The 14,229-nt window shown below is 63.4% G+C and carries 12 protein-coding genes and 1 tRNA gene; 8 read left to right on the top strand and 5 right to left on the bottom strand.

Annotated features, from left to right (window positions below):
* Positions 1-79: 79 nt before the first annotated feature.
* The 3 genes from C8D77_RS23615 (at position 80) to rnd (ending at position 3,912) form a co-directional block, all read left to right on the top strand.
* Positions 80-1,312, top strand: a complete 1,233-nt coding sequence (locus C8D77_RS23615) for an MFS transporter (protein WP_109668536.1) — start codon at positions 80-82, stop codon at positions 1,310-1,312.
* Between the two features lie 128 nt (positions 1,313-1,440).
* Entirely contained in the window at positions 1,441-2,685 is a 1,245-nt protein-coding gene (locus tag C8D77_RS23610) for an MFS transporter (protein WP_109668533.1), read from the top strand.
* Between the two features lie 75 nt (positions 2,686-2,760).
* The gene (gene rnd / locus C8D77_RS23605; RefSeq protein ID WP_109668530.1) at positions 2,761-3,912 is read left to right on the top strand and encodes a ribonuclease D; all 1,152 of its coding nucleotides are present in this window, start codon (positions 2,761-2,763) and stop codon (positions 3,910-3,912) included.
* Between the two features lie 66 nt (positions 3,913-3,978).
* Here rnd and C8D77_RS23600 read toward each other — a convergent pair whose 3' ends face one another.
* The 3 genes from C8D77_RS23600 to guaB are packed head-to-tail and all read right to left on the bottom strand — an operon-like array spanning position 3,979 to position 6,512.
* Positions 3,979-4,398 carry an MAPEG family protein gene (locus tag C8D77_RS23600; protein WP_109668528.1) on the bottom strand — a complete coding sequence of 140 codons (420 nt, stop codon included), beginning with the start codon at positions 4,396-4,398 and terminating at the stop codon, positions 3,979-3,981.
* Positions 4,399-4,435: 37 nt separating this feature from the next.
* Positions 4,436-5,059 (bottom strand): hypothetical protein, encoded by a 624-nt coding sequence (locus C8D77_RS23595; RefSeq protein WP_109668525.1) that lies wholly within the window; start codon positions 5,057-5,059, stop codon positions 4,436-4,438.
* Entirely contained in the window at positions 5,010-6,512 is a 1,503-nt protein-coding gene (gene guaB / locus C8D77_RS23590) for an IMP dehydrogenase (protein ID WP_109668522.1), read from the bottom strand. The genes C8D77_RS23595 and guaB overlap by 50 nt, the downstream gene beginning before the upstream one ends.
* Here guaB and C8D77_RS23585 point away from each other — a divergent pair.
* Positions 6,499-6,714, top strand: a complete 216-nt coding sequence (locus tag C8D77_RS23585; RefSeq protein WP_127266228.1) for a hypothetical protein — start codon at positions 6,499-6,501, stop codon at positions 6,712-6,714. The genes guaB and C8D77_RS23585 overlap by 14 nt on opposite strands.
* 87 nt (positions 6,715-6,801) lie before the next feature.
* Positions 6,802-8,223 (top strand): MFS transporter, encoded by a 1,422-nt coding sequence (locus C8D77_RS23580; protein ID WP_109668518.1) that lies wholly within the window; start codon positions 6,802-6,804, stop codon positions 8,221-8,223.
* 6 nt (positions 8,224-8,229) lie between these two features.
* Here the strand turns inward: C8D77_RS23580 and C8D77_RS23575 are convergent, their stop codons facing one another.
* Both C8D77_RS23575 and C8D77_RS23570 read right to left on the bottom strand, forming a co-directional pair.
* A complete protein-coding gene (locus C8D77_RS23575) occupies positions 8,230-8,976 on the bottom strand; it encodes an RlmE family RNA methyltransferase (protein ID WP_109668515.1) in 747 nt (248 codons plus the stop codon).
* 121 nt (positions 8,977-9,097) lie between these two features.
* Entirely contained in the window at positions 9,098-10,507 is a 1,410-nt protein-coding gene (locus C8D77_RS23570; RefSeq protein WP_484177327.1) for a Ppx/GppA phosphatase family protein, read from the bottom strand.
* 323 nt (positions 10,508-10,830) lie between these two features.
* Here C8D77_RS23570 and C8D77_RS23565 point away from each other — a divergent pair, with 323 nt between their 5' ends.
* From C8D77_RS23565 to C8D77_RS23555, 3 genes are all read left to right on the top strand, one after another.
* Positions 10,831-11,763 (top strand): lysylphosphatidylglycerol synthase domain-containing protein, encoded by a 933-nt coding sequence (locus C8D77_RS23565; RefSeq protein ID WP_109668510.1) that lies wholly within the window; start codon positions 10,831-10,833, stop codon positions 11,761-11,763.
* Between the two features lie 176 nt (positions 11,764-11,939).
* Positions 11,940-12,013: transfer RNA gene (locus C8D77_RS23560), tRNA-Gln, on the top strand.
* 807 nt (positions 12,014-12,820) lie between these two features.
* Positions 12,821-14,229, top strand: a 1,409-nt coding sequence (locus C8D77_RS23555; RefSeq protein ID WP_215732075.1) for a VCBS domain-containing protein, incomplete at its 3' end; no start/stop codon positions are given.

Genomic DNA, 14,229 nt, shown 5'->3' with positions numbered 1-14,229 from the left:
TGTTTTGCACGTTTATGCAAGGAAGGGCCTGCCCGACTGCCGGATAAAGCCCAGTCTCTCTTCCTTTGAAAGCACCGCGATGAGCCTTGGCCTCAACCTTGCCCCCCAACATCGCGTCTATGCCGGGTTCGCGATCTATTCCTTCGCCATGGGCAACATTTTTCCACGGCTGCCCGACATCAAGCACGCCATGAACATCGAGGATGGCACCCTCGGGCTCAGCCTGATCGGAACCCCGATCGGCACCTTGACGGCGCTGACGCTGGCGACGCCGCTTCTCGAGCGCGTCGGCTTCCGCCGCGCGCTGCTTGTCCTGGTCCCGCTGGTGGCGCTTGCCTATGCCATCGCGGTGCATGCGCCAGGCCCGCTAGCGCTTTTCCTGATGCTCTTTCCCGTCGGCCTGATGATCGGCAGCGTCGAGATCATGCTCAATGTCGAGGCTGACAGGACCGAATTCCTGGTCAAGCGACGTATCATGAACCGCGCGCATTCGTTCTGGAGCATGGGCTTTTTCGGCGCCGGCCTGTTCGGCGCGGCGCTCGCGCATCTCGGCATATCGCCGCAACTGCATCTGGCGCTGATCGTGCCGATAGTCGCGATCTCGATGGCGCTGTTCCTCGGCGGCTACCAGCCAGCGCCGAGCCGCTTCGCCGGCACCGGCGAGAAGGCGCCCGTGCTGGCACGGCCGACGCTGCCGATCCTCGTCCTCGTGGCCGTGACGCTCTCCGCGATGCTCATGGAAGGCGCCAGCATCGACTGGTCGGCGATCTACATGCGCACCGTGTTCGAATCGGGCCCCTTCGTCGCCGGCTTCACCGTGGCGCTGTTCGCCTTTTCCCAGGCAACCACGCGCTTCTTCGCCGACAGTTTCGTTGACCGCAATTCGCCGAGCGGCGTGGCGCGGGTGCTGCTGGTAATGATGGCCGCCGGCGTGCTGATTATCTTTTTCTCGCCTGCGCCGTTCTTCTCCATGCTGGGCTTTGCCTTTCTGGGGATCGGCACCAGTGCCCTCTTCCCGCTGGCGATCTCGGCCGCCGCCCAGCGGACGGATCGGCCGGCGGCGATCAATGTCGCGGCGCTGTCGCAGATCTCCTTCGTCGCTTTCCTGCTCGGCCCGCCGCTGCTCGGCTTCGTCTCCGACCATTGGGGCATCCGCTCGGCCTTTGGCATCGGCGTCCCCTTCGTCGTCCTCAGCCTGCTGACCGCTGGATCACTTGGCCGGCGGCCGGCCGCGGACAAATCCGCCGCGCCGGCGGACGAGCCGCTCGAACCAACGCGGGACAAGATGCTGGTGCGGGCCGGCAAGGATTGACCGTTCTCGTGGCGTGGGGGACCTGCCACGAGCAATTGGACATATCCTCGTTGTAGTTAGCCGGGAATTGCCGCTGGCATTGGCCAAGGCAATGGTTCAAGAAGGGATCACTGACACGTGATTGCTTCATGTCCTCCATCCGTCCGCTGATCCCGCTCCTTCTCGCCGCCGGCATCCTGCTCGGCGGTAACGGGCTGCAGAGCACGCTGATCGCGCTGCGTGGCGCGCAGGAAGGGTTTTCCGCTTCCGACATCGGCCTGATGGGCACCTTCTATTTCGCCGGTTTCCTGCTCGGCTGCCTGGCGATCACCCGCATCATGAAGGCGGTCGGCCATATCAGGGCATTTTCGGCGCTGGCAGCGATCGCCTCGGCGGGCACCTTGCTGCTGGTGCTGGTTCCCGATCCGGTAATGTGGTGCGCGGTGCGCTTTGCCGGCGGTTTCTGCTTTGCCGGGCTGTTCACCATCGTCGAAAGCTGGCTGAATTCCGGCGTCGCCAACAAGGATCGCGCCCGCGTGCTAGCGATCTACCGGATGGTCGACACCGGTTCCGTCACCGGCGCCCAGTTCCTGATCCCGGTCTTCGGCGCCGGCGGCTTCACCATCTTCGCCATCATGTCGATCATGATCACCTTGTCGCTGGTGCCGGTCTCGCTTGGCGACCGCTCCAATCCGACGCCGCCCGAAGACGTCAAGCTCGACCTGGCGCGCGTCTGGCGGATTTCGCCGCTGGGCTGCTTCGGCTGTATCGCGGTCGGCGTCACCAACAGCGCCTTTCGCACATTGTCGCCGGTCTATGCCGAGCAGATCGGCATGTCGGTCGCCGATGTCGTCACCTTCGTAAGCGTCGGCATCTTCGGCGGCGCCATCATCCAGTATCCGCTCGGCTACCTCTCCGACCGCTGGGACCGGCGCCGGGTGCTGCTGATAACGACCTGCTGCGCGATGGTTTCGGCACTGGCGCTGGTGTTCATCGCTGGCAGCAATCCGCTGCTCAACTTCATCATCATCTTCATCTTCGGCTGTTTCGCCATGCCGCTCTATTCGCTGTCGGCGGCGCATTCCAACGACCGTGCCGACACGGGCGAGTTCGTGCTGATCAATGCGGCCTTGATGCTGTTCTATTCCTTCGGCGCCATTGGCGGCCCGTTCGCCGCCTCGACGGCGATGCAGTATTTCGGGCCGAGCGCGCTGTTCGTGTTCAGCGCCATGGTCTATGCGATCTTCATCGCCGTCATCCTCTACCGGATGCAGGCCCGGTCCGGCGTGCCGGCAGGCAGGCGCAGCCGCTTCACCGCTCTGTTGCGCACCTCGACGGTTTTCGCACGGCTGGCCAAGAGAAACGCCGATTCCGACGGGCCAGCTGGGTCGTGACGATAGCGCCAAAGCTTGACGAAAGCCCCGCCGGCTGAAATCTAGGAAGACCTTACTCCTGCCAAAAGCGATTTGATGCACGTCATCACCACCCAGAAAGAACTCGAGACCGTTCTCGCCGCTTTCGAAAAGTCGGATTTCGTCACCGTCGACACCGAATTCATTCGAGAAACGACCTTTTGGCCGATTCTGTGCCTGATCCAGATGGCCGCACCCGGCGTGACGGCGCTGATCGATCCGCTGGCGCCCGATATCGACCTGAAGCCGTTCTTCAAGCTGATGGCCAACGAAGCGGTGGTCAAGGTCTTCCACGCCGCGCGGCAGGACATCGAAATCATTGTCCATCTCGGCGATCTGGTTCCGCATCCGGTGTTCGACACGCAAGTGGCGGCGATGGTCTGCGGCTTCGGCGACAGTGTTTCCTACGATCAGCTCGTGCAGCGGATCACCGGCGCGCGGCTCGACAAGTCGTCGCGCTTCACCGACTGGCGCCACCGGCCGCTTTCCGACAAGCAGCTCGACTACGCGCTGGCCGACGTCACCCATCTGATCGAGGTCTATCAACACCTCAGCGCCGAACTGGAGCGGGAAAACCGCGCCCATTGGCTCAACGAGGAAATGGAGGTCCTGACCTCGCGCGAGACCTATGATCCGCACCCCGAGGACGCCTGGAAGCGCCTCAAGATGCGGCTGCGCAAGCCGCAGGAACTGGCGATCGTGCAGGGCGTGGCGGCGTGGCGCGAGCGCGAGGCGCGCGAACGCGACGTGCCGCGCGGCCGCGTGCTCAAGGACGACGCGATCTACGAGGTGGCGCAGCAGGCGCCGCGCGACGCGGCAGCCCTTGGCAAGCTGCGCACCACGCCGAAAGGCTGGGAGCGTTCCTCGACGGCGACGGCGCTGCTTGGCGCGGTCAACACCGCGCTTGCCTTGCCCAAAGAGCAGATGCCGAAGCTGCCGAAGAATTTCCAGCCGCCCGAGGGCTCGAGCGCTGCGGCGGAACTGTTGAAGGTGCTGCTGCGGATCGTCGCCGAAAAGGAAGGCGTGGCCTCGAAAGTGCTGGCCTCCAGCGACGACATCGATCGCATCGCCGCCGAGGGCGAGGATGCCGACGTGCCGGCCCTGCAGGGCTGGCGGCGCGCGGTGTTCGGCGAGGCGGCGCTCAAGCTGGTGCGCGGCGAGATCGGCATCAAGTTCGACAAGCGCAAGATCGCCGTGTTCGACCTGTAGCCGCTGTACCCCCACACCGCTCCGCTTTGCGCAACGACCCTCCCCTTGGGGAGGGTAAACACCTGCTCAAACCACGCCGAGCAGATGCAGCGCGAACCAGATCCATCCCAGCAGAAGAATCACTGCACCGACGAAGAAAGAGCGGCTGCGCAGCCGCAGGTTGTTGCTGGTCAGGTGAACCCAGGCATGGAAATAGCGCGACGCGACAAAAATCCACATCAGCGCCAGGGTCAGATAGTTGACGCCGTTGGTCAGGTGCAGCGTCAGGCACAGCACATAGAACAGCACCGGCAGCTCGAACTGGTTGGTGAGATTGGCGGCAACGGTGATGCTGGAGGCCGGCTCGGTCGAGCGCACCTTGAACTGACCGGCTTTGGCTTCGCCTGACCTGACTGCGCCGTATCTGCGCCGACCCAGGACGCAGTAGACGATGTAGATCAGCAGCACATGCGCCAGAACAGGCCAGAAGATCGTGGTCTGGTTCATGAAGTGCCCCCTGCCCGGGTGGGCTTTGTGTGCGGCATCAAGCCTGGCGTGCCTGGCCTGCCAGCCAGAAGGCGGCAATGACGATCGCCGGGATGGCTAAAAGCGCGAATTTGGTCACGATCAGCAACGAGGCGAAAGACAGCGAATCCGGGTTCGCCGACAGGAAATCTGACAGAAGCCGCGCCACCGCGATGTTCTGGACGTAGTCGGCAAGCGTGTAGGGCAGAACCAGAACCAGCGCGAAGATCGACTGCAGCTGCCCCGGCAAAACACGGAAAGCCCTTAATCGCCGACCGGTTGCCAGGATCAGGCTGACCAGCGTCACCGACAGCAGCGCCGGGAACAGCAGATCGAAGGTCAGATAGTGCCAGACGAGAATGATCTCGCCACCGCGCCGGCCGAGCGCCGTCAGCCAGGCCATGCCTTCGTCCGGGGTGAAGCCGAAAATACGCATGTCGAGTGACGGCAAGCCACCGCTCAACTGGCGAAAGTAGAAGAATTCCAGCACCGTCATGGCGATGAACACCGCCGCCGACAGGAAACAGAGCGCGCCTGCGTGACGCGACAGCCGCAGGATCGTCGCCGTCAGGCTCCGCCCGAGCCCGTACGGATCAGGCTCCGCCGGGATAGTTCGGGCTTTCGCGGGTAATCGTGACGTCATGGGCGTGGCTTTCACGAAGTCCGGCATTGGATATGCGCACAAAAGTGGCGCGCTCGCGGAAATCGGCAAGGTCGCGGCCACCAACATAACCCATAGCGGCTTTCAGCCCGCCTGCAAGCTGGTGCAGCACGCCAGACACAGGTCCTTTGTAAGGAACCTGCCCTTCGATGCCTTCCGGGACCAGTTTCAGCGTGTCGCGCACCTCGGCCTGGAAGTAGCGATCGGCTGAGCCGCGGGCCATGGCGCCGACCGAGCCCATGCCGCGATACGCCTTGAAGGAGCGGCCCTGGTGCAGATAGACCTCGCCCGGGCTTTCATCGGTTCCGGCCAGCAGCGAGCCGATCATGGCGGCACTTGCGCCGGCGGCGAGCGCCTTGGCCAGATCGCCGGAATATTTTATGCCGCCATCGGCGATCACCGAGACGCCTGATTTGTGCGCCGTCTCGACAGCCGACATGATGGCCGAAAGCTGCGGCACGCCGACGCCGGCCACGATGCGGGTGGTGCAGATGGAACCCGGACCGATGCCGACCTTGACGGCGTCGGCGCCGGCGTCGATCAGCGCCTGCGTGCCCGCGGCGGTGGCGACGTTGCCGGCCAGGATGCGAACCGAGTTGGAGAGCTTCTTGGCGCGAGTCACCGCGTCCAGAACGCGCTGCGAGTGGCCATGCGCGGTGTCGATCACCAGAAGGTCGACGCCCGCATCGATGAGGCGTTCGGCGCGCTCGAAACCGTCATCGCCGACGCTGGTGGCGGCGGCGGCGCGCAAGCGGCCCTGCGCGTCCTTGGTGGCGTGCGGGTTGAGCTGCGACTTCTCGATGTCCTTGACGGTGATCAGCCCGACGCAATTGCCCTGCCTATCGACGACCACCAGCTTTTCAATACGGTGCTGATGCAGAAGCCGCTTGGCTTCATCCTGGTCGACGTTCTCCTTGACCGTGATCAGGTTGTCACGGGTCATCAGTTCATGGACCTTCTGCGCCGGATCGGACGCAAAGCGCACGTCGCGATTGGTCAGGATGCCGATCAGCCGTCCAATCTTGTGGCCGCCGCTGCCGCCGTTCTCGACCACAGGAATGCCCGAGATCGAATAGCTGCGCATCAGGCCCAGCGCGTCGGCTAGCGTCGCGTCGGGGCCGATGGTGACGGGATTGACCACCATGCCGGATTCGAATTTCTTGACCTGCCGCACCTGCTCGGCCTGTTCGGCCGGCGAGAAATTGCGGTGGATGACGCCAATGCCGCCGGCCTGGGCCATGGCGATGGCAAGCCGCGCCTCGGTGACGGTGTCCATCGCCGCCGAGAGGATCGGCACGTTGAGGTCGATGTCGCCGGCGATGCAGGTGCGGACATCGGTCTCGCCGGGCATGACCTCGGAATGACCGGGCTGCAGCAGCACGTCGTCAAAGGTCAGCGCCAATGCGCCGGTGGACGTTTCGATGATTTTTGCCATGGCCAGCCCTCGGAATACAAAAAAGCGCTGGACCGGAATGGACAGCGCCGACTCGTTTCTTCCCTTTCAGGATTGGCGCTGGCTGGTACCACGTCCCGGCGCCGATGAAAAGCCGATGATTTCGCGCTCCCGCAAAGGTGACTTTTCGCCCGAAAAGATGCCACCTGTGGTTGCCGGTCGCACAAAAGTGACAGCAAATTAATGCGACATCCCGGCGAAGGCATGGTAACCGCCCGCCTCAAGGCCGACATGCAACCGGCAACGCAACATTCAAGTCTGGACGCGTTCCTTGAACCGCACCATCCCGCTCATACTGGCGGTCGCCCTTTTCATGGAAAACATGGATTCGACCGTCATCGCGACATCACTGCCGGCGATCGCAATCGACATCCATACCAGCCCGATCGCGCTCAAGCTGGCGCTGACTGCCTATCTGGTATCGCTGGCGATCTTCATTCCGATCAGCGGCTGGATGGCCGACCGTTTCGGCGCCAAGACTGTCTTTCGTGCCGCGATCGCGGTCTTCATCGTCGGCTCGATCGCCTGCGCGCTCTCCGGTTCGCTGCCGGCTTTCGTGGTCTCGCGCTTCCTGCAAGGCATTGGCGGCGCCATGATGACGCCGGTCGGACGGCTGGTGCTGGTGCGCGCAACACCGAAAAGCGAACTCGTCGCGGCAATGTCCTGGCTGACCGTTCCGGCGCTTGTGGGGCCGCTGGTCGGGCCGCCCGTCGGCGGCTTCATCACCACCTATTTCACCTGGCACTGGATTTTCCTGATCAATGTGCCGATCGGCTTGGTCGGCATCTGGCTGGCGACGCGTTTCCTGCCGAAGACCGAACCCGTGCAGACCCCACCACTTGATTTCATCGGCTTCGTGCTGAGCGGGCTGGCGGCATCCGGCGTGGTGTTCGGCCTGTCAGTGGTGAGCTTGCCCTATCTGCCGCCAATCGTCGGTGTCATCACCGTAGCGGTTGGCCTCGTGTCGGGCGCGCTCTATCTGCTGCATGCGCGCCACGCCAAAAACCCGCTGCTGGCGCTCGAACTGTTCCGCAACCAGGTGTTCCGCTCCTCGGTGCTTGGCGGCGGGCTGTTCCGCATCGGCATTGGCGCGGTGCCGTTCCTGCTGCCGCTGATGTTCCAGATCGGCTTCGGGCTGACGCCGTTCCAGTCCGGCATGATCACTTTCGTCTCGGCGATCGGCGCCATCGGCATGAAATTCGTCACCGCACTGATCTTCCGCGTCGCTGGCTTCCGCCGCGTGCTGGTTGTCGGTTCGCTGGTCGCCGCGGCCTCGATCGCCATCAACGGACTGTTCACGCCCGACACACCCTATCTCTTGATGCTGGCCATGCTGCTCGTCGGCGGCTTCATCCGCTCGATGTTCTTCACCGGCGTCAATGCGCTCGCCTACGCCGAGGTTTCAGCTGAAGACACCAGCAAAGCCACGCCGATTGCCGCCGTCTTCCAGCAGCTGTCGATCGCGCTTGGCGTGGCGGTGGCCGGCGGCATCCTGGAAGTGTCCACAAGCCTGAACGACAGGTCACTGACGCTGGCGGATTTCCACACCGCGTTCTTCGTCGTCGCGGTGATTTCCGCCGCCGCGTCCCTGTCGTTCATGCGGCTGGCGCCCGATGCCGGCAACGCTGTCTCCGGACATGGTCGATTGACCACGCCCAAGACGTTGGAAGCGGTAAGCACGCCCGGCAATTGATTCGGCTTACGTTTCGGGCTCGCCCTCCGGACGTTCCGATCCGGCTGACGACGGCTCCCGCCCCTTAAAGTCTTTCGCCAGCAGGTAGAGTTCCACCGATTCGTCGCGCGACGCCGGAGGCTTGACGTGATGGACCGAACGAAAATTCCGCTTGAGCATGGAGAGCAGCTCGTTTTCGGCGCCGCCCTGGAAGGTCTTGGCAAGGAAATGCCCGCCCGGCTTCAGCACCGACAGCGCGAAGTCGGCCGCCACCTCGCACAGATGCATGGTGCGGATATGGTCGGTCCGCTTGTGGCCAGTGGTCGGTGCGGCCATGTCGGACAGCACGATATCCGGATCGCCTCCCAGCGCCTCGGCCAGCTTTTGCGGCGCCAGCGGATCGAGGAAATCCATCAACAGCACCGGCGCGCCGGGCACAGCGTCCATTTCCAGATAATCGATGCCGATGACATTCGGCTTGTCGGCCGTCGATTTCGTGCGCGCGGCGGCGACCTGGCACCAGCCGCCGGGAGCCGCACCGAGGTCGATCACCTTCATGCCGGGCTTCAAAAGATGATGTTTGTCGTCGATCTCGATCAGCTTGTAAGCCGCGCGCGAGCGATAGCCGTCAGCCTTGGAGCGCTGGACATAGGGATCGTTGATGTGGCGCTGCAGCCAGCGGCGCGACGATTCCTTCAAGCCGCTCTTCTTCTTGATCCGCGTCTTCAGCACGCGAATGCTGGCTGATCCTGGTTTTTCCGGTTTCTTGGTCATTGCCTGATTTCTTGTCCGAGCATCATTTCCAGCGAAAACCGGTTCATGCCCTCTTGTCTGAGCATGACCTTTTCCGAGAACCGGTCGCCACTTTTCGCTAACGCGGTCCTGAGGTTCGGGATCATGCTCTGCCACGTCCATCATTGCGCCAGACGCCGTCATCGGCCATCAGTTCGCTCAATATGCCTTCGCGCAGGCCACGATCGGCGACGCGCAGTCGCTCCGACGGCCACACCGCGCGGATCGCTTCGAGGATAGCACAGCCGGCCAGCACCAGATCGGCGCGATCGGCGCCGATACAAGGGTTGGCGCAGCGCTGCTGGAAATCCCAGCCGACCAGCTTTTCGACCATGCGGTCGACGCTGTCGCGGTCCATCCACAGCCCGTCGACACGGCGACGGTCGTAGCGCTCGAGGTCGAGGTGAACACCGGCGAGCGTCGTCACCGTTCCGGACGTGCCGAGCAGATGGAAATTCGGGCTGGCCTTGAGATGGCTCAGCCGGTCGCGGCCGTCGAAGCTGGCCAGCCGGCCGGCGACGTCGTCGACCATGGCGGCGAAGATCTCGCGCGTCACCGTGCGGCCACCAAAGCGCTCGGCCAGCGAGACGACGCCGACCGGCAGCGAGGTCCACGACACGATGTGGTTGGCGAGCCTTGGCGAGCGGCGGCCGGCGAGGTCGATCAGCGCAATCTCGGATGAGCCGCCGCCGATGTCGAACAGCACGACACCTTGCGTGTCGCGCTCGACCAGCGAACCGCAGCCGGAAACCGCCAGCCGCGCTTCGGTCTGGCGATCGATGATCTCGAGCTTCAGGCCGGCCTCGCGTTCGACGCGGTCGAGGAACTCGACGCCGTTGTCGGCCGTGCGGCAGGCTTCGGTGGCGATCAGCCGGGCTTTTCGGATCTTGCGGTTGCGCAGCTTGTCGCCGCAGATTTTCAGCGCCTCGACAGCGCGATCCATCGCCGGCTGGCCGAGCCGGCCATTGGCGGTGAGCCCCTCGCCCAGCCGGACGATGCGCGAAAAGGCGTCGATGACGCGGAACTGGCCATGCCGCGTCGGCACGGCAACCAGCAGCCGACAGTTGTTGGTGCCGAGGTCAAGCGCCGCAAACACCGGAAGCTCGTACACTGGCGGCCGACGGGTGCCTTGTTCGGGCCGCGCCACCGCAGCGGCGGGCGAGGCCACCGATTCCGCCGGCCTGTGCGCTTCCGCCGCCGGGGCACCGGTTTTGCCTGCCGTCGGCGATCGATTCTCCGGACGCGCGTCGTCGCGCGCAAAAACCTTGCGCCCGCGCCTTCGCTTGCGCCGCTTCTTGGGCTTGCCCTTCTGGGGCGCGTCGCCCGCCTGCCCGTCTGCGGAGCGGGGCTCCGTCGGGCGGCGTTGCTGCCAGCTGGCGGTTCCAGGGCCAGTTGACCCTCGGGAAGCGCTGGACACGCCCACCTCCGGCGCGCCGGCGCCGGTGTCGTGGTCTTCCACTGTCGTTCCTTCCGGCGCCGCGCGAACCGATAACGGACGCAGCAGGCGCTTCAGTGTTTTAAGTTGCCGTCAGACTAACAGTGCCGCGCCCGATCACCAAGAGCCGCGTGCCGAATTTTGCCGACTGGGCCAGCAAACCGTCGTTTCGGCAGCATTGCGTAATGTATCCGCAAGCCTGGATTGCTACGCGCAGCCCCTGCCGCATTCATTTTGCAACACGGACAAAGCTTGCCGGTAGTCGCGGTGAAAAACGTTCGCAGTTGAATAGCCGGCTTCAATGAGGCATTTCTGAAATGAGCGGAAGAATCCGGCGCGACCGGTCTCCTCCCATCACCAACAGAAAAGGAAGCGGACCCGCAACGCATGGCAGTCAGGCAATGAACTGGAGACGCTATTTCTGGCCGGTCGTCGGCATCGCGGCGGTGATCTTCTCACTGCTGCTGCTCTGGCACGAACTGCGTGGCATTTCGCTCGACGATGTCTGGGACGGCATCACTGCTATCCCTGCCCGCGGCTGGATTCTCGCAGCCGTGAGTTCGGTCATCGCCTATGCCTCGCTCGCCGGCTACGACCACATCGCGCTCCTGCACATCGGCAAGCGCGTGTCGTGGCTGTTCGTCACGCTCTGCTCCTTCACCACCTATGCACTGTCGCACAACATCGGCGGTTCGGTGTTTTCCGGCGCCGTCATCCGCTACCGCGCCTACGGCACCAGGGACCTGACCGGCCAAGATGTCGGCGTGCTGGTGGCTGTCTGCTGGATCACCTTTGTGCTGTCGACGATTCTCGCCTCCGGCCTCGTGCTGGTGTTCGAGCCGCAGATTCTCGACCGGTTTTCCGGCATCGCCCATCACGGCCTGTCGGAGGCAGCGGGCATCGCAATGCTGATTCTGGTCGCCGCCTACATCTTCGGCAGCTGGCTGCACCTGCGCCCGCTGAAGATCGCTGGCTTTCAGCTGCACTATCCGGCGCTGCCGATCGTCGCGCGACAGCTGCTGATTGGCCCGATCGAACTGCTGGCGGCCACCGCGATCATCTTCTTTGCCCTGCCCGAAGCCCACAATCCCGGCTATTTCGTCGTGCTGGGCGTCTTCCTCGTCTCCTTCTCGATCGCGCAGATCTCGCACGCACCGGGCGGCCTCGGCGTGTTCGAGGTAGTGTTCCTCGCCGGCCTGTCCGACATGGACCCGGTCGGTGTGCTGGCGGCGCTGCTGGTGTTCCGGCTGTTCTACCTGATCATCCCGCTGATTCTGGGTCTGGGCGTCGTGCTGTTCTTCGAACGCTCGCAGTTCAGCCGGACGGAGAGTTGAGACGTGCGATTGGGCTGGAGGCCCTGCCCAGCGTTTGAAACGTGACGCCTGAACCCGGAAGACAAAAGGTTGCGGTTGAACTGTCGGGCAGGCTTGACTATTTTCCACCGGCGGCTACAAGGCAGCGCTCAAGCGGCTCCGGTCGCTCGGCCCGCACGGTTCATGACCGTGCCTGCTGGGGAATAGGTTAACGGTAGACCCACGGACTCTGACTCCGTTAGTCCTGGTTCGAATCCAGGTTCCCCAGCCAACTATTTTCGCAATATAATCAGTCAGTTAGCTAGTAGCGTCGTGGCAGGACGTTTGCGTCTTGTCCCGTTGTGCCAACCCGACAGTGTCCCAACCTGTTCCCTGCCGTCAGTGCAGCATGACTGCAACACGCGGCGGCGTTGCTCCCCTGTGGGCTTGTGGCGTGGACCTGTTCGCCCGGCGCCGCCTCTACCCCAAGCACCGGTGAGGCTTCTCAGGGCGCTCACGATGTGGGCCGTCACCGGTTTGTCGGCCGCCAGGGTTGAGGCTGCGGCTTTCGCGCGAATCGTCGGGCAGACGCCCAGTCCTGGACGAATGCCGTAGCTCCAATGCTAGCGATGTTCGGCCTGCAAACGTGCCCGCCCGTTCATTTACCCGTGTGGTGGGAAAACTCCAGCCGGCCAGTAGGACCGTTGCGGATACTTTGACTTTCACTTCGACTATTAACTGTTCCGTCAAGTTGGCCATTGACGCTCCCCCTCCGGTAGGGTTAAGAATCCCCTAATATAAGGGCTTTCTAAAACTCGTGATCGGTAACCAACGAGTTGAGACGTTGCAGTCGGGGTAGGAACAAGCAGCGCGGCGACCAAAGTCGTCGCTGCCATCATCATCGAGCCACCATCCATCCGTGAACAGCCAGCTCAAGCCGGTTGTTCGCAATGCGGTGGCCTGTCTGGATGGCACTGAGAATTGATGCCTCCCCGAATTCGCACACCGATCGCGCGGCTATTCTTCGGCTGGAAGCAGCCGGCCGTTCAGTACTGTCGATAAACAGATGGGGCATCTGTTCTTAAACAAGGGGTTGAAAATGGCTACTCAAGTCACCGGTGCCGGCGGCACCACGACGTCTTTCTCCAACACGCCGCAGGCGAAGGATGATGTTTTCACCTATTCGGAAGACGTCACGGGCATCCTATCCCTGAATGTTTTGGCGAACGATCTGGGCGGAGCGGCCAAACAACTCTACTCCATCGACAACGCAGACAGCTTGTCGACTGCAACCAAGACATATGCCCCGGCAGATCTGCTCGCGCGTGACACGACATATTCTACCGATAGTTCGGGAGCCGCCGGGAGCACCGACACAAGCCTGTTGGGAGCCAAGATCTGGATGGCCAGCGATGGCACGATCCACTACGACACGGCGAGTATCGCTGCGCAGCTACAGGCACTTTCCGCGGGTCAGGTTCTCGTCGACAAGGTGACCTACGCCATTCAGCTCGGCAATGGCACGTTGAGCTGGGCCACGGCCACCGTTCAGTTCACCGGCACCAACGACAAACCCGATATCCATCTGGTGACGAGCGACAGTGCGGCGGCCTCTCTGATCGAGACCAACTCGGCTCTGACGAAAAGCGGCACGCTGACTGTGAACGACGCTGATGTCTCCGACACGGTAACCGCAAGTGTCGCCTCAGTGTCGCTCACCGGCACCACGGGCGGGCTGAACAGCACCGCCGTGCTCGGCATGCTGACGGTCTCGCCGACCTCATTGACGGCCAACCCGGGCGAAACCAACAATCTGGGCTGGACCTTCAACTCGGCACCACAGGCCTTCGACTTCCTCGCCCAAGGCGAGACACTGACACTGACCTATACAATCAAGGCCGACGATGGACACCTCGGCGGCACCGACACGCAGACGGTGACGATCACCATCACTGGCACCAACGACACGCCGGACATCACCGTTGGCGCTGGCGATAGCGCGGCCGCCTCGTTGAACGAGACCAACGCGCCCTTGACGGTGAACGGTACCCTGACGGTGACCGATGCCGATGTCTCCGACACGGTGACCGCGAGCGTGACTTCGGTGTCGCTCGGCGGCACTACGGGCGGGCTGAACGGCGCCGCCGTCATCGGCATGCTGACGGTCTCGCCCGCCTCGCTTGCGGCCAATCCGACCGACACCCACAATTTGAACTGGTCGTTTAGCTCGGCACCGCAGGCCTTCGACTTCCTCGCCCAGGGCGAAACCCTGACGCTCACCTATTCGATCAAGGCCGACGACGGCCACACCGGCATCGACACGCAGACGGTGACCATCACCGTCACCGGCACCAACGACGCCCCGGTCGCGGTCGCCGACATCAACTCCGGCCTCGAGGACACCACCATCACAGGCACCGTCGCCACCAACGACAGCGATGTCGATGACGGTGCCGTGCTCAGCTATGCCCTCAATGCGCCGGTCGCCGGCCTGACCCTGAACACCAA

This window comes from Mesorhizobium loti (assembly GCF_003148495.1).
Classification (GTDB): domain Bacteria; phylum Pseudomonadota; class Alphaproteobacteria; order Rhizobiales; family Rhizobiaceae; genus Mesorhizobium; species Mesorhizobium loti.
This window is presented reverse-complemented; position numbering and strand designations above follow the sequence as displayed.

Bases quoted from the DNA above. Each gene is read 5' to 3' on its own strand.
- guaB (WP_109668522.1), bottom strand. From the start codon at position 6,512: ATGGCAAAAATCATCGAAACGTCCACCGGCGCATTGGCGCTGACCTTT.
- C8D77_RS23600 (WP_109668528.1), bottom strand. From the start codon at position 4,398: ATGAACCAGACCACGATCTTCTGGCCTGTTCTGGCGCATGTGCTGCTG.
- rnd (WP_109668530.1), top strand. From the start codon at position 2,761: ATGCACGTCATCACCACCCAGAAAGAACTCGAGACCGTTCTCGCCGCT.
- C8D77_RS23565 (WP_109668510.1), top strand. From the start codon at position 10,831: ATGAACTGGAGACGCTATTTCTGGCCGGTCGTCGGCATCGCGGCGGTG.
- C8D77_RS23585 (WP_127266228.1), top strand. From the start codon at position 6,499: ATGATTTTTGCCATGGCCAGCCCTCGGAATACAAAAAAGCGCTGGACC.
- C8D77_RS23595 (WP_109668525.1), bottom strand. From the start codon at position 5,059: ATGACGTCACGATTACCCGCGAAAGCCCGAACTATCCCGGCGGAGCCT.
- C8D77_RS23575 (WP_109668515.1), bottom strand. From the start codon at position 8,976: ATGACCAAGAAACCGGAAAAACCAGGATCAGCCAGCATTCGCGTGCTG.
- C8D77_RS23610 (WP_109668533.1), top strand. From the start codon at position 1,441: ATGTCCTCCATCCGTCCGCTGATCCCGCTCCTTCTCGCCGCCGGCATC.
- C8D77_RS23615 (WP_109668536.1), top strand. From the start codon at position 80: ATGAGCCTTGGCCTCAACCTTGCCCCCCAACATCGCGTCTATGCCGGG.